The organism is Sphingomonas silueang, from assembly GCF_040049155.1.
In the GTDB taxonomy this organism is placed as follows: Bacteria; Pseudomonadota; Alphaproteobacteria; order Sphingomonadales; family Sphingomonadaceae; genus Sphingomonas; species Sphingomonas silueang.
In genome coordinates, this window is record NZ_JBDZDK010000012.1 from 105,773 (window position 1) to 122,936 (window position 17,164).

A 17,164-nucleotide genomic window follows, 5' to 3' on the forward strand; every position below is an offset into this window, starting at 1 on the left:
TGCTTGGTGTTCCGCTCAAGTCGCCCTATGTCTCGGGCGATGGTACGTTCCAAATCGCCGCCCGGCCTGCCCACCCGCGAGCAGATCCTCGACTTCATCCAGCAGTCCGACACGCCCGCGGGCAAGCGCGAGATCGCCCGCGCCTTCGGCCTTTCGGCGCAGCAGAAGATTTCGCTCAAGGCATTGCTGAAGGACATGGCCGACGAGGGGCTGATCGACAGCGCGCCGGGCCGCGCGTTCCACAAGATGGGCGGGCTGCCCAAGGTGACGGTGCTGCGCGTCGCCGACGTGGACGACGGCGGCAATGTCTGGGCGGTGCCGGAGCGCTGGGAGGCGGAGACGCCGCCGCCCAAGGTGCGGCTGCGCGAACGCGGGCGCAGCGCGCTGGGGGTGGGCGACCGGGTGCTGGCGCGCACCGAGGAGGCCGGTAGCGGCTGGATCGCCTATCCGATGAAGAAGCTCGACCGGGTGAGCGAGGCGGTGCTGGGCGTGCTGCGGCAGGACGGCGACCGGCTGTGGCTGCAGGGCGTCGACAAGAAGGAACGGCGCGAGGTGCCGGTGTCGGACGCAGGCGGCGCGGGGCCGGGCGATCTCGTGCTGGCGCACATGGCCGGACGCCCGCCGCGGATCACCGCCAAGGTGGTCGAACGGCTGGGCGACCCGTTCGCGGCGCGCAGCTTCTCGCTGATCGCGATCCACAAGCACGGCATTCCGGACGTGTTCTCGGAAGAAGTGCTGGCCGAGGCGCGCAAGGTCGCGGGGTATCCTGTCCGATCCTTCCCGCTCCGCGGGGAGGGGGACCGCCGCGAAGCGGTGGCGGAGGGGGATGGCCACGAACGTTCCGCCGGTGGAAGCCCCCCTCCACCGTCCTCCGGACGGTCCCCCTCCCCGTCCCGGGGAGGATCGGGGAGGGAGGATTTACGCCATCTCCCCATCGTCGCGATCGATCCGATCGATGCGCGCGACCATGACGATGCGGTCTGGGCCGCGCCGGACGACGATCCGGGCAACGACGGCGGCTGGAAGGCGATCGTCGCGATCGCCGACGTGTCCTTCTACGTCCGGCCCGGTTCCGAACTCGACAAGTCCGCAAGGTCGCGCGGCAACAGCGTGTATTTCCCCGACCGGGTGGTGCCGATGCTGCCCGAGATCCTCTCCGCCGACGTCTGTTCGCTGAAGGCGGGGCAGGACCGGGCGGCGCTGGTCTGCCACCTGACGATCGGCAGGGACGGCAAGCTCCGCGACTGGCGCTTCACCCGCGCGGTGATCCGGGTCGCGGCGAACATCGCCTATGAGCATGCGCAAGCGGCGATCGACGGCGTGGCCGATGCGCCGGTGCCGCCCGAACTGGTCGAAGGCGCGCTGAAACCCCTGTGGGGCTGCTGGGCGGCGCTGGCGAAGGCGCGGGCCGCGCGCGAGCCACTCGACCTCGACCTGCCCGAACGGCGGATCGTGCTGGACGAGAAGGGGCGCATCCTCTCGGTGAGCCCACGCGAACGGCTCGATTCGATGCGGCTGATCGAGGATTACATGATCGCCGCCAACGTCGCCGCCGCCAAGGCGCTGGAGGCGAAGAAGGCGCCGGTCATGTACCGCGTCCACGAACCGCCGACGCGCGAAAAGCTGGTGGCGTTGAAGGACTATCTCGAGACCTTCGACGTGCCCTTCGCCCTCGGACAGGTGATCCGCCCCGCCACCTTCAACCAAGTGCTCGCACGCATCGGCGAGGCCGATTTCCGTCCGCAGGTGATGGAACAGGTGCTGCGGACCCAGACCCAGGCCTATTACGGCCCGCAGAACCACGGGCATTTCGGCCTGTCGCTCGGCAGCTATGCGCATTTCACCTCGCCGATCCGGCGCTATGCCGACCTGATCGTGCACCGTTCGCTGGTCGGGGCCTATGGCCTTGGCGAAGGCGCGCTGGCGGAGAGCGACGCGGCGAACATGGAGCGGGTGGGCGAGGCGATCAGCGGCCTCGAACGCCGGGCGATGGAGGCGGAGCGCGAAACCGTGGACCGGTACGTCGCCGCCTATCTGGCGGAACATGTCGGGCAGGTGATGGAGGCGCGGATCACCGGCGTCGCCGCCTTCGGCTTCTTCGCGACGGTCGAGGGGGTGGGCGGCGACGGCCTCGTCCCCGCGCGCGACCTGGGGCAGGAATATTTCCGCTTCGACGAAGGCGCGCAGGCGCTGATCGGCGACCATAGCGGCGAGACGTTCGCTTCCGGCATGCGGCTGCAACTGCGCCTCGCGGAGGCGAATCCGGTGTCGGGCGCGCTGCGCTTCGAGCTGCCCGACGGCAAGGGATCGGCGGGCGGCGGCGACAGCCGCACCATCCGCCACAAGGGCGCGCCCCGGACGCTGAAACGGCGCGGTCGCCCGGCCAACATCCGCCACAACGGACGCAAGCGCTGATGGCGGCGCGGCGCGGGCGGTTCGGGCGGTGGTGGCGGATGCGGGTGATCGGCAGCGTCGATCACGACGCGGTGCTGCGGCAGGTCGCGGAGGAGGCGGGCTGGTCGTGGCGCTACGGCTTCATGATCGTGGTGTCGATGGCGCTGTCGTTGCTGGGGCTGCTGATGCCGTCGGTCGCGGTGCTGATCGGGGCGATGCTGGTGTCGCCGCTGATGATGCCGATCATCGGCCTCGGCTTCGGCATCGCGGTGCTCGACGTGCCCGATATCCGCAAGTCGCTGTTCGCGCTGGCCGTGGGCGCAGGGCTGGCGGTGGGGCTGTCGGCGCTGCTGGTGGCATTGTCGCCGATCCAGACGATCACGTCGGAGATCGCCGGGCGGACGCGCCCGACGCTGTTCGACCTGCTCGTCGCGTTCTTCTCGGCATTGGCGGGCGCCTATGCGCTGATCCGGGGGCGGGGGAATACGGTGGTCGGCGTGGCGATCGCCATCGCGCTGATGCCGCCCTTGTGCGTCGTCGGCTTCGGCATCGCCACCGGCAATGCGACGGTCGCGGGCGGCGCGCTGCTGCTGTTCCTTACCAACCTCGTCACCATCGCGCTGACCGCGGCGTTCATGGCGCGGCTCTACGGCTTCGGGCGGCACCTGACGCCGGGCAACACCACCTTCCAGATCGTGCTGTTCGCGGGCGCGATGCTGGCGCTGTCGGTGCCGCTGGTCGCGGCGCTGCGCCAGATCGCGTTCGAGGCGGTGGCGCAGCGGCAGGTGCGCAGCGCCATCCTGTCGCGCTTTCCCGACGATGCGCGGCTGAGCCAGCTCGAGATCGATTATGATCGACAGGCGGTGCGGGTGCGCGCGGTGCTGCTGACGCCGACGCTGGACAGCGGGGCCGATGCGGCGATCGCGGCGCGGCTGACCGAGCGGCTCGACCGGCGGATCGACCTGCACGTCGACCAGATCCGCAGTTCGATCGACCCGCAGGCGACCGAGGCGGCGCAGATCGCCAAGGCATCGTCGGGCATCGCGCCCGCGCGCGACCGGATCGTCGGACAGATCGCACTGGTCACGGGCGCCGCGCCGGAGAGCGTGACGGTGGACGAACCGCAGCGGATCGTCCGCGTCGCCGCCGCCGAACTGCCGGGACTGCCCCCTGCGGGCTACCGCGTGATCGAGGCGCGGGCGCGCGCGGCGGCGCCGGGCTGGCGGGTCGAGGTGGTGCCCCCCGCCACCGGCGACGCGCCGCCTGCGATCCCGTTCGTGGCGGGGATCGCCGACGCGCGGGCGATCGACGACGTGGCGTGGCTGTCGGCGCGCACCGGGCGGGTCGTGGCCGTCACCGGCGGGCTGGCGGCGCAGCGGGACGCGCTGGCCGGGGCGATCGTCGCCCGCGGCGGGCAGGCGCGGGCGGGCGAGGGGGCCGGGGCGCTCCGGCTGGCGTGGGCGGCGACCGGGGAGCAGACGAGCGACGGGCCGAACCCGGTTCGCTGAGACGCTGCGTACGCCCTCCCGTTCGTCCTGAGTAGCCATTGAGCTTGTCGAAATGGCGTATCGAAGGACCGTGCAGGGTGCTTCGATACGGGCCTTCGCCACGCTCAGTCCCTACTCAGCACGAACGGTGTTAGACTTTACTGTAGTTTTCAAGATCTATTGTACAGCCGTACCCCGGCGAGGGCCGGGGTCCAGTTGGAGAACGGTCGCGAACGATCGGCAACGCATCGCGACTGGACCCCGGCCTCCGCCGGAGTACGGGATGCGGTTGAGCCTCCCCGTCGCTCAGGATCACGCCGGTTCGTGGAACTGCAAATTCGCCAGCCGCGCATACAGCCCGCCCGCCGCGATCAGTTCACCGTGCCGCCCCGTCTCGACGATCCGCCCCTGGTCCATCACGATGATCCGCGACGCGGCGCGCACCGTCGCCAGCCGGTGCGCGATCACCAGCGTCGTCCGCCTGGCCATCAGCCGTTCCAGCGCGTCCTGCACCAGCCGCTCGCTCTCGGCATCGAGCGCCGACGTCGCCTCGTCCAGCAGCAGGATCGGCGCGTCGCGCAGCAGCGCGCGGGCGATGGCGATCCGCTGGCGCTGCCCGCCCGACAGTCGCGCGCCGCCCTCGCCCAGATAGGTGTCGAGGCCCTCGGGCAACGCGCGCAGGAAACCGGCGGCATTGGCCGCCTCCGCCGCCGCCCATAGCGCACCATCGTCGGCGTCCCAGCGGCCATAGCGCAGATTGTCGCGGGCGGAGGCGGCGAAGATCACCGTCTCCTGCGGCACCATCGCGATGCGGGCGCGCACCGCCGCCGGATCGGCGTCGCGCACGTCGACGCCCTCGATCAGGACGCGCCCGGCTTCGGGGTCGTAGAAGCGCTGGATCAGCTGGAACAGCGTCGACTTGCCTGCACCGGAGGGGCCGACCACCGCCACCGTCTCGCCCGGCTCGACGCTCAGGGTGAAGTCGGAGAGCGCCGCCACCTCGGGCCGGGTCGGATAGCGGAAGCGGACGTGATCGAACCCCAAAGCCCCGCGCGCCGGTTCGGGCAGCGCGAGCGGCCGCGCGGGCGCGGCGATCACCGGGCGTTGCGCCAGCAGTTCGGCGAGCCGCCCGGCGGCTCCCGATGCGCGCAGCAGGTCGCCGTACACTTCGGTCAGCGCGCCGAACGATCCGGTGACGAGACCGGCGGTGATGACGAAGGCGGTGATCGATCCGCCGGTCGTCCGCCCCGACGCGACATCGCTGACCGCATCCCACATGATGAGAGTGATCGCGGCGAAGAGCATCCCGATGACGAAGGCGGTCATGACGGCGCGGGTGGCGAAGCGCTTCTTGGCGGTCTGGAACCCGCGTTCCACCGCCGCCTCGAACCGGTCGCCCTCGCGCGGTTCCTGCCCGAACGCCTGCACGATCTTCATCGCGCCCAGCGTTTCCGACGCGATCGATCCGATATCGGCGATCCGGTCCTGGCTGGAGCGCGACAGCTTGCGCACCCGCCCGCCCAGCCACATGATCGGCAGCACGATCAGCGGGATGCCGACGATGAGGTACGCGGCGAGCTTGGGCGCCAGCGCGAAGAGGTAGATCACCCCGCCGATGCCGACCAGCAGGTTGCGCAGCGCGACCGACACGGTGGTGCTCACGATCCCCTCGACGATGGCGGTATCGGCGGTCAGGCGCGATGCGATCTCCGACGGGCGGTTCTCCTCGAACCAGCCGGGCGACAGGGTGAGGAGGTTGCGATGCACCGCGACGCGCAGGTCGGCGACGGTGCGCTCCCCCAGCCACGACACGAAATAGAAGCGCCCGGCGGTGGCGATCGCCAGCACGACGACGACGCCCAGCAGCCCCTCGAAATAGGGGGCGATCGCCGCCACGTCCGCGCCGGTCGCGAAACCGTTGTCGACCACCTGCTTGAAGGTGCGCGGAATCCACAGCGTCGCCACCGCCGCCGTGACCAGCGACACCAGCGCGCCGACCAGTTGCAGCTTGTAGGCGAAGGTGAAGCGCCACACGAGCGCCAGCGCGGGCAGCATCTTGTTGCGGTCGGGGGCGGGGGCGGGGGCCGGGTCTGCCATGGGCGTGGTGCCTAGCGCGAACGACGCGAAAGGGGAACCACCCGGCCCGTTCGTTGCTTGGAGACAACGAAGTCTCGGCGGCGGGACGCTACCTTCGGACCAGTTGCCCGCCGCAACGATTCGCTATATTTTTACGGGAACGGGTCGTTCCCCGTAACAGTCACTCGGGGAAGTCGATGCTGTACGATGCATATGAATGGCAGCGTTCGCTGCTCGCCGGGGCCAGCGCCATGGCCAATGTCGGGGCCGGGCTGCTGCAGAACCCCAGCAATCCCTTCGCCTATTTCGGCGGCGGGCCGGTGCTCGGATCGGCGCTGGCGGTGTTCGCCCATGCCGCCGCCCCGCGCGGCAAGCCCGCCTTCGGGCTGGACCATACCGTCATCGACGGCCGCGAGGTCGCGGTGCGCGAGGAGATCGTGCTGCGCCGCCCGTTCGGCCAGCTGAAGCGCTTCGTCCGCGAAGGGGTGGAGGGCAGCCCCAAGCTGCTGATCGTCGCGCCGATGAGCGGCCATTACGCCACGCTGCTGCGCGGCACCGTGGAGCGGATGCTGCCGTTCGCCGACGTCTACATCACCGACTGGCGCGACGCGAAGCTGGTGCCGCTGTCGGCCGGGCGCTTCGACCTCGACGACTATATCGATTACGTCATCGCCTTCCTCGAGAAGATCGGCGAGGCGGGCGATCCGCGCGCGCATGTGCTGGCGGTGTGCCAGCCCTCGGTCCCGGTCTATGCCGCGACCGCGCTGATGGGTGCGGACCGGCATCCCAACCGCCCGCGCACGCTGACCATGATGGGCGGCCCGATCGACACGCGCGAGGCGCCGACCGCGGTCAACACGCTCGCGACCGAACGCCCGCATGCGTGGTTCGAGCAGAATGTGATCGCGACCGTGCCGATGACCTATCCGGGCGCGGGCCGCCGCGTCTATCCGGGCTTCCTGCAACTCGCCGGGTTCATGAGCATGAACCTCGGCAGCCACATGATCTCGCATTACGAGATGTTCAAGCATCTGGTGCAGGGCGACGGCGAGGGGGCCAGCACCACGCAGCGCTTCTATGAGGAATATCGCGCGGTGTGCGACATGACCGCCGAATTCTATCTCCAGACGATCGACACGGTGTTCCAGTCGCACGCCCTGCCGAGGGGTACGATGCAGCATCGCGGGCGTCCCGTGGATGCGGGGGCGATCACCGACACCGCGATCCTCGCGATCGAGGGCGAGCGCGACGACATCTCCGGCCTCGGCCAGACACGCGCCGCGCTGACGCTGGCGACCGCGCTGCCCGAGGAGATGAAGCAGTATCACATGGCCGAGGGCGTCGGCCATTACGGCATCTTCAACGGATCGAAATGGCGCAACCGCATCGCGCCGGTGCTGGAGGAATGGATCACCCGCCACAACGGCTAGAACCCGAGGACATGCGACGTACCCGGTCGCCCTGAGTAGCGATTGAGCCTGTCGAAACGGCGTATCCAAGGACCGCCTCGGGCGGGTGCTTCGATACGAGGCTTCGACAAGCTCAGCTTCTACTCGGCACGAATGGGTCCGCCTGAAGTCGTCACGCCCTGACGCAAGGCGGGCGGGGGAAGCGCTTCCCCGCCCGTTTCATGTCCGTCTCCGGCCGGGTCGGATCAGACGTCGACCTTGGCGTGGCTCCCGGCCTCTTCGCCGCCCTTGATCGTGTGGCCGGTGAACATCTTCAGCTTGCCCAGCAGCGACTGGTCGGTTTCCCAGATTTCCGCGCTGTCGAGGTCGAAGCGCAGCATCAGCAGCGACGGGTCCTGCCGGCCCTGTTCGTACCACGCCTCGACCTGGCTCGACCAATAGCGATCGATCACCGCCGGGTCGGTTTCCTCGCTCAGCGTGCCGCTGATGCAGGCGAACAGGTCGTGCCCCTTGGCGACGAACTGCACCATCGCCGGGCCGCCCTCGGCGGCGCGGTTGTCGCGCTTGGTGTAGAACCAGAATTCGCTGTGCGCGTCCTCGTCCAGCACGGCGTACATCGGTTCGCTATGGGTGTGCTTGCCGGTCAGGCCGAGCATCACATAGGGGCTGGCAGCCATCGCCTTCCACATCGCTTCGCGGATTTCGGCAGGGCTCTTGGTCGACATCGCTCGTTCCTTGGCTGTTGTCGCAGCAGAACGGTTCAGCGCGGCGAGGTTTCCGTGGCGGCCAAACCCCATTGCGCAATCGCCCCGATCGCCCTAGGTGGACCCCCTGCCGCGACACCCGCGGCCGCTGGGGCGTCGCCAAGCGGTAAGGCACCGGTTTTTGGTACCGGCATTCGTAGGTTCGAATCCTGCCGCCCCAGCCATATTTCCATCTAAGTTATTGTTTTAGCGGCAGGAAATCGGTCGCAACCACTGGATTGGGCCGGTGGGTGTGACGGCTCCATGTGGAGATGCCGTGCCTGCGATCCAGAACGTCGAGCGCCGAGGCGCCGTCTATTACTGGCGCCGTACCGTCCGTTTTCAGGATGGTAAGCCTTTTACCCTACGCCTCAGCCTCCGAACGACCGCCCAGGCGGTGGCGCGCAGCATGGGGTGCGCGATGACGGCGAAGAGTGAGACGCTGAAGATGACCTTGGGCCAGGACGGCCGAGCCGCAAGTCTGACGACCGTCCAGAAGGCCGGAATCTTCCGTGAGGCGATGGAGGGGATGCGCGATCATCTCGAGCGGGTCCACGTCGGCTACCAGCGCACCGATCCCGACGCGACTTTTATGATCGAGGGCCTCGTCGGCATCTACGAGGTGATGCTAAGGGATTTCGTCGTGAACGGCGTTCCGGAGAACGTGGGCAGCCGCGAGCACGTCGAGGCACGCTTTTCCGGACTGACGGACGAGCAGAAGGAGACGCTGATCGACTTCTTTGCAGACCGGCCGGACTGGCGTGAACGGTCGCATGACAAGGCGGCTCAGGATCTTCGAACGGTGGGCGTCGCCGAGACCCAGGACAATCTCGACATCGCCCGGAAGGTCAATCTTGAGGGAAGGCTGGCGGCTGCACTGGAATATCGGCGTCGCCTTGTCGATCCCGCGACGATGTGGGCGACAATGACCGACGATCGTGGCCCGGCCGCGGCGATGCCCTTAGCCGCTGTTGCCGCCGCGCCCGGCGCTGTCCCTGCTCCAGTCTCGCCGCACTTGCCCGAGGTGGCCGAGCCTTGGGCATCGATGACGCCGACCGAGGCCGCAGAGCGGTTCATCGCCGACAATCCCAAGATCGTCGGTGACGCAAGACGCAAGGCGCGCTGGACGGAGAAGACTAGGACCCAGTTCCTGTCGGCGGCGCGCCTGCTCGAGAAAAGCTATGGTGCCCGCCCGATACGCCTCGTTGGGCGTGAGGACGTCGTCCGTCTCAACGAGCACTTCTCCCGTTTGCCCGTCAGCCACCACAAGTCGCGGCGCCACGACACGATGTCGCTCGAGGAGATCTGCCGCGAGGCGGAGGCTGAGATCAAGGCCGGCACGCGCGACGCGAAGACGATCGGGCTCCAGTCGACCAGCACGAACCGCCACTTCCTCTTTCTGAAGGAACTGGTGGCATGGGTCGGCAAGCAGGTCGACGGCGTCGCCACCATCGATTGGTCCGACTTCCTGTACGAGGATGACCGCGACGCGCGCGATCAGCGCGATGCGTATACCGAGGAGGAGGGGCGGCAACTGTTTCGTCTGCCGATCTGGACCGGTTCGCGATCGCTCGGGCGTCGGCTCGAGCAAGGGGTTGAAATCTGGCACGACGCGGGTTTCTGGGTGCTGCCCATCGCCTGGTACACCGGCTGCCGGCGTGAGGAGATCTGCCAGCTGACGCTTGACGACATCGGCGAGGAGAACGGAATCTGGTTCTTCACGATCACCGACGAGAACGGCGGGCGCGTCAAGAACAGGGCGGCGGTGCGACTGGTGCCATTCGCTGACGAACTAATGCGGCTCGGGCTGCCGGACTACGTCAAGGCGCTGCGCGCCGCGGGCGAAACGATGCTGTTTCCCGAGCTTCGCACCGCGTCGGGCAAGCGGAGCTATGGCGATGTCTTCTACAAAAACTGGTGGATGAAAATCGCCAGGAAGCTGGACTTCATCGAGCCGGGGCAGGCCATCCACTCGTTCCGGCACACGGTCACGACGGAACTGAAGCACCGCGAGGTTTTTCTCGAAACGCGTGCCGATCTCGTTGGGCATACCATGAGCGGGGAAACCGCCAGTCGCTATTCGAAGGCGGCACGGCTGATCCGGTTGAAGGAGGCAGTGGACCAGATCCCGAAGGTTACCGACCGCCTTCCGCCGCGACCGACGCGCCTTCTGCCCGCCTCCAGCCGCCAACCTCGTCCGGCCCGATTCAAAGCGGCTGCATGATTTTGATGTGCGGCATTCAACGGTGTCAGGTATGAAGGAAAGCGCTACCAAATTAGGCCGGTAGACATTGGTGGATTTGGCGTGATCTTAACCTTTCATCCAGCAACGATCCAAAACAGACGAATGCTGTCGCGTATTCGTTAGAGTAACGACCGAAGCCCCATCCGATCCATCTTCTTAAGCAAGCCGACCCGCGACAGGCCCAGTTCGCGCGCGGTATGGGTGTGGTTGTGCCCGGTACGTTCGAGCGCCTCGACGATGCGGCGGCGTTCCAGCGCGGCGACTTCCTCTTCGAGACTTCGGGAAGCGGCCGGGGCGACGTTTTCTGGAGGAGCGTCGCCGACCGCGAAGGCGAGGTCGGCGGCGGTGACGATCGTGCCAGCCGCGCCCGGGATCGCCAGCGCGGCGGCGCATTCGATGGCCGCGCGCAATTCGCGGACGTTGCCGGGCCACGCCCTGACAGCCAACCAATCCAGCGCATCGGGTGCGAAGCTCGCGCGCCCTTCGCTCGCCCGTCGCAGGAACAGTCTGGCCAGCAGCGGCACATCCGTCGCCCGCTCGGCCAGCGAGGGTGTGCGCAGGACGACGCCTTTGAGCCGGTAGAACAGGTCTTCGCGGAAGCTGCCCTCGGCCACGGCGGCGGCGAGGTCGCGATGCGTCGCCGCCACGATCCGCACATCGGCCTCGCGCGGCGCGCGGGCACCAACCGGCTGATAGCTGCCGTCGTTGAGGAAGCGCAGCAGTTTGACCTGCATCGCAGGCGGCATCTCGCCGATCTCGTCGAGGAACAGCGTGCCGCCATGCGCCGTCTCGATCAGGCCGGGCCGATCGACAGTGGCGCCGGTGAAGCTGCCCTTCAGATGCCCGAATAGCTCGCTTTCCAGCAATTCGGCCGGCACCGCGCCGCAGTGGATCGGGACCAGAGACCGGGTGGCGCGCGGCGAGGCGGCGTGGATCGCGCGGGCGACCAGTTCCTTGCCGGTGCCGCTCGGCCCCAGCACTAGCGCAGGGAGCCGGGTCGGCGCGACGCGGCGGATCAGGTCGCGCAACCCCGCCATCGTCGGTGAGGTGCCAACCAGTCCCATATCCTCTTCCGCCCCCGCCTGCGCCCGCAGGGTCGCGACCTCGCGCGCGAGTCGCGCCCGCTCCAGAGCGCGGCCGACGACGACGCGCAGCATGTCGGGATCGACTGGTTTGGCGAGGAAATCCCACGCCCCGGCCTCGACCGCCTTCAGCGCCAGCGCATGGTCGGCATGGCCGGTCATTACCACCACCGCGGCGGGCGCGAAGGAGGGGATCAGCGCCAGCCCTGCCGCTGGGTCGTGATGCGGCGGCATGGCGAGGTCGAGCAGGACCAGATCGACCGGCTTGGCCTTGAATGCCGCCAACGCCGCGTCGCCATCGCCGACGACCTCCACGTCGTGGCCAAGCCCCCGCAACCACGCGCCGGTCAGCCGCTGGAAGGCGGGTTCGTCATCGGCGAGCAGGATCATCGGGATGCTCCGAAGGTCAGGCGGAAACAGGTCGACCAGCCGGGTCGCTCGGCCAAGGTCACCGAGCCGCCATGCGCCTCCATGATTCGCCGGACGATGGCGAGGCCGAGGCCGGCGCCGCCGGGGCGGCGCGAGACGAAGGGGCGGAACAGGCTGCCCGAGATTTCGGGCGGGATCCCCGGGCCGTCGTCGCAGATGTCGATCGTGACCGGCGGCCCGACCTCCGCGAAGATGGCAACGCGCGTGCCGAGCGCGCGGCCGTTGTCGACGAGGTTGGTGAATGCACGCAGCAGCGCGTGGCGGTCCGCCGCCACCGTCAGGCTGTCCGGGACATGGACCTCCACGCCCAATGACGTGACAAGGTCCGCCACGATCAGCGGCTGCGGCATGATCGTCCAGGCACGGGCATAATCGAGAATGTCGGTGACGAGATGGTTCATGCGCGCCACCTGCTCGCCTATCTCGCTGCGGATCTCTGGCGGCGCGCCGGTAGCGGCCATCTGGACGATCCCGAGCGGGTTGCGCAGGTCGTGCGCGACCGTCGCCGCCAGCGCACCGAGTTCCGCCAGCCGCGTCTCCCGCTCCGCCTCGACCAACCGGCGGGCGACGGTCAGGCGGCGGGCGCTCTCCGTCACCAGTCCGGCGAAGCGCTCGGCGACGTGCCGCGTGGCGATCGGCGCGTCGTCCCAGCCGGTGAGGGTCACCGTCTCGCCGTCGACCGACAACGTCGGGCCATCCGCCGGCAGGCTCAAGCGCTGTCGAAGGAGCGAACGCGCCGTCTCGCCCAATGCCGCTTCGTCGGTCGGCTCCGCCAATTGGTCCCGCCATTCGGCCAAGTCCGCCTCGCTGATCCGCCCGCCCGGAAAGACGATCCGGTCAGCCAGTTGCTTCAATGGCGCAAGGATCGCCAGCCCCAGCGCCAGCGTCGCCGCCAGCGCCGCCCAAGTCGCGAACAGCCCCGCCGGACGCCCTGCCAGCGCCAGCGGCAGCGAGGCGATCAGCGCGCTGGCGGCCCCAGCGCCCGCGACGAGCAGCAGCCACACCAGCCCCCGGCGTGCCCAAACGTCCGCGGCCATGAAGCGGTGCCGGACGATGCCATAGACCAGCGCTATCGAGTAGAAGGGCAGCAGCAGGACCGGCCACGGATAAGCATCGATTCCCAACGCCGGATAGGCGAAGCCGGTCAGCGCGACGAGCCCGATCAGGCTGGAGACGAACACCGCGCCCGCCTGTCGGCGGTGCTGGCCGTCCTGCTCGCGCCAGGTCTGCGCCAGCCGCAGATGCCCGGCGATGGACAGTATGGCCGCGACCGCCAGCACGCACCAGCCGATCGTCGAGGGCACGAACATGCCCGGAAATTCGCGCCAAGGCACGACCGCGCCGACACCGAAGATCAGCCCGATCAGCGTCGTGAAGGCTGCGGTCGCATAGGCGGCGATGGCGACGGGCCGCAACGCGCCGCATAGCGCGAAGGCGAAGGCGAGATGGATGAACCCCGCAGCGGGCAGCGGCGACAGCGCGATTAGCGTGGTCGTCACCGGCCCGACGGCCGGACCGAAGATGGCGGGCAGGACCTGCGCGATACTCCACAGGGCGACACCCAGCAGGAACACCGCCAGCAGCGTCGATCCCGGCACGGCCCTGGCACGGAGCGCCACGAACAGCGCCAATAATGCGCTGGCGATCGCGGTCAGCGAAAGCGCGCCGATATAGGCGAAGAGGCTAACAGCTATATCCATCGTTGACGGCATCGCAGCATCTTCCGTTCACCGTGTAAACATCACAGGACATTCCGACAGGCGGAAATGCACGGATTTCCGTCGGTCGTGGCAATTGGCATGCCATTCGCAATGCCTCTCCCGAGCCGGGCGATCGTCGCCCGGCAACTGAAGGGAGACCAATCATGTTGCTGCCGATCGCAGCTCTGCTGCTGACCTATGCGCTGACCGCGCTTATCTCGTTGCTCGCCGCCGTCGTGCTCTGGCGCCCGCTGGCGATCTTGCTTGCCGAGCTCTGCGGAACGGAGGAGCGGTCACGCTTTTGGACGGTGTGGTCGACCGTGATGATGGTCGTGACGCCGATGCTGTTTGTGTCCTGGCGCGGCGTGGCTACGGAGCCGACCCAACTGGTGCAGGGCACGATGACCAGCGCGCTGCTTGGTGTCCTGATGGCGCTGGCCGGCATGGGCATGGCGGTGTGGAGCCGCAGCCCCCGCGCCGCCGCCTGACGGGAGCGAGACGTCATGCGTGTCCTGATCGTGGGCGCGAGCGGCTTTATCGGGCGGCACCTTGCCGCCCGGCTGGTGGCGGAGGGCGCCTGTGTCACCGCAACCGGTCGCGCGTCGGTTCGCTTGAGGCGGCGCCTGCCGGGGGCGGTGGCGATCCGCTGCGACCTTGCCACCGACGGGTTGGAGGACTGGCGCGAGCGGCTGGCGGGCGTCGACGCGGTGGTCAACTGCGCCGGGCTGTTCGGTGACCATCGGGGCTATGCGCGCGTCCATGCCGGTGGGGCGATTGCGTTATTCGACGCCTGCCGCGCCGCCGGAGTTGGCCGCGTGCTCCAGATTTCCGCGCTGGGCGCGGCTGCCGATGCCGCCAGCGCCTATCACCGCAGCAAGGCCGCTGCCGACGACCATCTGGCGGGGATGGGGGACGCGATCGGCTGGGCGATCGTCCGGCCGTCGCTCGTTATCGGCCATGGCGGGCAGAGCAGCGCGCTGTTCACCACACTCGCCGCGCTGCCGGTCACGCCGGGCCTCGGTCGCGCCGATGGCTTGGTTCAGCCGATCCATGTCGACGATCTGGTCGAGATACTGGTTCGGCTGCTTCGCGCCCCGCTGCCGCTGGCCGTCCGGATCGATGCGGTCGGGCCGGAGCCGATGACCACTGCGGCGCTGGTGGCGATCCTGCGCCGCTGGCTGGGCTTGCCGGACACGATGCGGGTAAGGGTTCCGCGACGGCTGATCTCGGCATTGGCTCGCCTCGGCATCGGGCCGGTGACGCGAGAGGGACTGGCGATGCTGGCGGCGGGCAACACGGCATCGGTCGAGCCGTTGGTCGCAGCGACCGGCTTTCGACCGGCGCCGATCGCCCAGGCGCTAGCCCGCTGCCCGGCGGACGATGGCGATCTGCGGACGGCACGACTTGTCCCCGTCGCGCCGGTCCTGCGCGCCGCGCTCGCGCTGGTCTGGTTCGCCGGTGGAGCGATACCGTTGTTCGTCACCCCGGCGGCGACGAACATGGCGTGGCTGGCGCGGGTCGGCCTGTCGGGGAGTGCGGCGACGATCGCCTTATGCGTAGGCGCGCTGGCCGACATCGCGGTCGGCGCTGCGTTGCTTCTGCAGATACGCGGCGCGGCGCTTGCGGGGATCGCCTTGATGGCGACCTACACGCTGATCCTGACCCATATCGCGCCCGAACTCTGGGCCGATCCCTTCGGTCCGCTCGCCAAGAACGTCGCCGTCCTCGCCCTGTCGCTCGCCGTCAACGCGCTGGAGATCCGTCGTGGCTGATTATCTGATGCTGAAAACCGTCCATATCCTCAGCTCCACCCTGTTGTTCGGCACCGGGCTCGGCACCGCCTTCCATGGCTGGATGGCGAACCGCTCCGGCGACGCGGGCACGCGCCGGGTGGTCAATCGCAACGTCGTACTCGCCGACTGGCTGTTCACGACCCCCGCCGTCATCGTTCAGCCGGTGACCGGGGTGTGGCTCGCGCAAATCGCGGGCTTTCCGCTGACGACCGGCTGGCTGGCGACGTCGATCGCGCTCTATCTGATGGTCGGAGCCTGCTGGTTGCCGGTGGTCGGCATTCAGATCCAGATGCGCCGCATCGCTGACGCCACCCCGTCCGACATGCCGCTACCGGCGCGCTATTTCCAGCTGTCGCGGATGTGGTTCCTGCTCGGCTGGCCGGCTTTTATCGGGGTGATCGTCATCTTCTGGCTGATGGTGACCAAACCGGAGTTCGTGTGGTGACCCAGCCCCTGTTCCGTCGTCTTCTCGGCAGCACGATCGATGATCTGCCGCCCGTCTTGCGCGAGGCGCATGACAGCGGGATCGACCAGCGCTGGAGCGGTCTGGCGCAGGTCGAGGCGAACCCGAACCCACTGGCCCGGCTGCTCTGCCGAATGATGCGTCTCCCCGCGCCGGGGACCGCCATTCCAGTGACGGTGCAATTCGAGCGGCGCGGCGGCGCCGAGCACTGGCACCGCGATTTCCCCGGACGCCGCTATGGCAGCACGCTTGTCGAGCGTGACGGATTGATGATCGAGCGGATGGGCATGGCGATCAACATCTTCCGCGTGTCGGTGGAGGACAGCGCACTCCGGTTGGACCTGCTTGGCTTCCGCTTCCTGGGCGTCCCGCTGCCTTCTGCCTTCCGCCCGCATTGTCACGCCCGCGAACATGAAGACGACGGGCGCTACGTCTTCGACGTGCCCGTCGACCTCTGGCCCTTCGGCCAGATCATCCGGTACACCGGACGCATGGAGCGGATCGATGACTGACGGCCCGATCATCCTGTTCGACGCGCAATGCGTCCTGTGCTCCGCCAACGCCCAGTTCATCCTCCGCCACGATCGCCGGCACCGTTTCCGGCTGGCCGCGATGCAGGGTGCCGCCGGTGCGGCGCTGTTCCATCGGCACGGGATCGACCCGACCGATCCCGACACGATCCTGGTCGTCGATGGCGACCACGTCCTGCGGGACAGTGACGCGGTGATCGCAATCTACACCGGCCTGGGCTGGCCGTGGCGCGTCGCGGGCGTGGCCCGCTTGGTGCCGAACTGGTTGCGCGACCGGGCTTACCGATGGATCGCCCGTAACCGCTATCGCTTCTTCGGCAGGCGGTCGACGTGCTGGCGTCCAGCACCTGAGGATGCCGGGCGGGTTCTATCATAGCCGCACACCTGCCCGATACCGGAAGCAGTAGTTCGCCAATGTTGCTCTGCGTTGGAGCGAAGGCGACGGGCATTGGGACAAATCCGCCGCTCGGGCCGACGGCGGCGAATGACCGTTGTTGTCGAGAAGCGGACTCGTATCTCAACCATCGCTTGAAGGCCGAAAGCGGAGGCCCATGCCCTGGCGATCAGCCCGCGGCGCGGCGACGGATCTTCATACCCTTCAGATCCATTTCCATGTCACTCTTCCCGACCAAGTAAGGCGTTAGGTGAAAGCGCGCCTTGATCGCTTCCCAACCGGCCAGGTCGACAAGAGCTAGGGTCTGTGGGGATTCATCGTGAGTTGATGACGGCGCCGACGAGGTGGATCATGGCTTCGAAGCTGCGGTCGGTTTTGCAGGCTCGCATGGCGATGCGCTTGAACTCCTTGAGCTTGCA

Annotated in this window: 13 protein-coding genes and 1 tRNA gene; 10 read left to right on the plus strand and 4 right to left on the minus strand. The window is 68.4% G+C overall.

Annotated elements, in window-relative coordinates:
- The first annotated feature begins 39 nt into the window (after positions 1–39).
- Together ABLE43_RS13120 and ABLE43_RS13125 are read left to right on the plus strand one after the other, a co-directional pair.
- The gene (locus ABLE43_RS13120) at positions 40–2,415 is read left to right on the plus strand and encodes a ribonuclease R family protein (RefSeq protein ID WP_348978887.1); all 2,376 of its coding nucleotides are present in this window, start codon (positions 40–42) and stop codon (positions 2,413–2,415) included.
- Positions 2,415–3,902, plus strand: coding sequence for a DUF389 domain-containing protein (locus ABLE43_RS13125; protein WP_348978888.1), 1,488 nt, complete (start codon positions 2,415–2,417; stop codon positions 3,900–3,902). Before ABLE43_RS13120 ends, ABLE43_RS13125 begins: the two co-directional genes overlap by 1 nt.
- Positions 3,903–4,193: 291 nt before the next feature.
- Here ABLE43_RS13125 and ABLE43_RS13130 read toward each other — a convergent pair whose 3' ends face one another.
- The gene (locus ABLE43_RS13130; RefSeq protein WP_348978889.1) at positions 4,194–5,978 is read right to left on the minus strand and encodes an ABC transporter transmembrane domain-containing protein; all 1,785 of its coding nucleotides are present in this window, start codon (positions 5,976–5,978) and stop codon (positions 4,194–4,196) included.
- Between the two features lie 176 nt (positions 5,979–6,154).
- On the opposite strand from ABLE43_RS13130, the gene ABLE43_RS13135 reads away from it, so the two are divergent.
- Positions 6,155–7,387 (plus strand): polyhydroxyalkanoate depolymerase, encoded by a 1,233-nt coding sequence (locus ABLE43_RS13135; RefSeq protein WP_348978890.1) that lies wholly within the window; start codon positions 6,155–6,157, stop codon positions 7,385–7,387.
- Positions 7,388–7,611: 224 nt separating this feature from the next.
- Here ABLE43_RS13135 and ABLE43_RS13140 read toward each other — a convergent pair whose 3' ends face one another.
- The gene (locus tag ABLE43_RS13140; protein WP_348978891.1) at positions 7,612–8,091 is read right to left on the minus strand and encodes a pyridoxamine 5'-phosphate oxidase family protein; all 480 of its coding nucleotides are present in this window, start codon (positions 8,089–8,091) and stop codon (positions 7,612–7,614) included.
- Positions 8,092–8,219: 128 nt separating this feature from the next.
- Between ABLE43_RS13140 and ABLE43_RS13145 the strand changes: the two genes are divergently transcribed.
- Positions 8,220–8,294: transfer RNA gene (locus ABLE43_RS13145), tRNA-Gln, on the plus strand.
- Between the two features lie 92 nt (positions 8,295–8,386).
- Positions 8,387–10,333, plus strand: a complete 1,947-nt coding sequence (locus ABLE43_RS13150; protein WP_348978892.1) for a site-specific integrase — start codon at positions 8,387–8,389, stop codon at positions 10,331–10,333.
- Between the two features lie 140 nt (positions 10,334–10,473).
- Here the strand turns inward: ABLE43_RS13150 and ABLE43_RS13155 are convergent, their stop codons facing one another.
- Together ABLE43_RS13155 and ABLE43_RS13160 are read right to left on the minus strand one after the other, a co-directional pair.
- The gene (locus tag ABLE43_RS13155; protein ID WP_348978893.1) at positions 10,474–11,826 is read right to left on the minus strand and encodes a sigma-54-dependent transcriptional regulator; all 1,353 of its coding nucleotides are present in this window, start codon (positions 11,824–11,826) and stop codon (positions 10,474–10,476) included.
- The gene (locus ABLE43_RS13160) at positions 11,823–13,565 is read right to left on the minus strand and encodes a sensor histidine kinase (RefSeq protein WP_348978894.1); all 1,743 of its coding nucleotides are present in this window, start codon (positions 13,563–13,565) and stop codon (positions 11,823–11,825) included. Before ABLE43_RS13160 ends, ABLE43_RS13155 begins: the two co-directional genes overlap by 4 nt.
- Positions 13,566–13,729: 164 nt before the next feature.
- On the opposite strand from ABLE43_RS13160, the gene ABLE43_RS13165 reads away from it, so the two are divergent.
- The 5 genes from ABLE43_RS13165 to ABLE43_RS13185 are packed head-to-tail and all read left to right on the plus strand — an operon-like array spanning position 13,730 to position 16,727.
- A complete protein-coding gene (locus tag ABLE43_RS13165) occupies positions 13,730–14,053 on the plus strand; it encodes a hypothetical protein (RefSeq protein WP_017977961.1) in 324 nt (107 codons plus the stop codon).
- A 15-nt stretch (positions 14,054–14,068) separates the two neighbouring features.
- Positions 14,069–15,337 (plus strand): SDR family oxidoreductase, encoded by a 1,269-nt coding sequence (locus tag ABLE43_RS13170; RefSeq protein ID WP_348978895.1) that lies wholly within the window; start codon positions 14,069–14,071, stop codon positions 15,335–15,337.
- Positions 15,330–15,803 (plus strand): DUF2269 family protein, encoded by a 474-nt coding sequence (locus tag ABLE43_RS13175; protein ID WP_348978896.1) that lies wholly within the window; start codon positions 15,330–15,332, stop codon positions 15,801–15,803. The genes ABLE43_RS13170 and ABLE43_RS13175 overlap by 8 nt, the downstream gene beginning before the upstream one ends.
- Entirely contained in the window at positions 15,800–16,333 is a 534-nt protein-coding gene (locus tag ABLE43_RS13180; protein ID WP_348978897.1) for a DUF4166 domain-containing protein, read from the plus strand. The genes ABLE43_RS13175 and ABLE43_RS13180 overlap by 4 nt, the downstream gene beginning before the upstream one ends.
- Complete coding sequence (locus ABLE43_RS13185; protein WP_348978898.1) at positions 16,326–16,727, plus strand: thiol-disulfide oxidoreductase DCC family protein; 402 nt, start codon at positions 16,326–16,328, stop codon at positions 16,725–16,727. The genes ABLE43_RS13180 and ABLE43_RS13185 overlap by 8 nt, the downstream gene beginning before the upstream one ends.
- Positions 16,728–17,164: the final 437 nt, after the last annotated feature.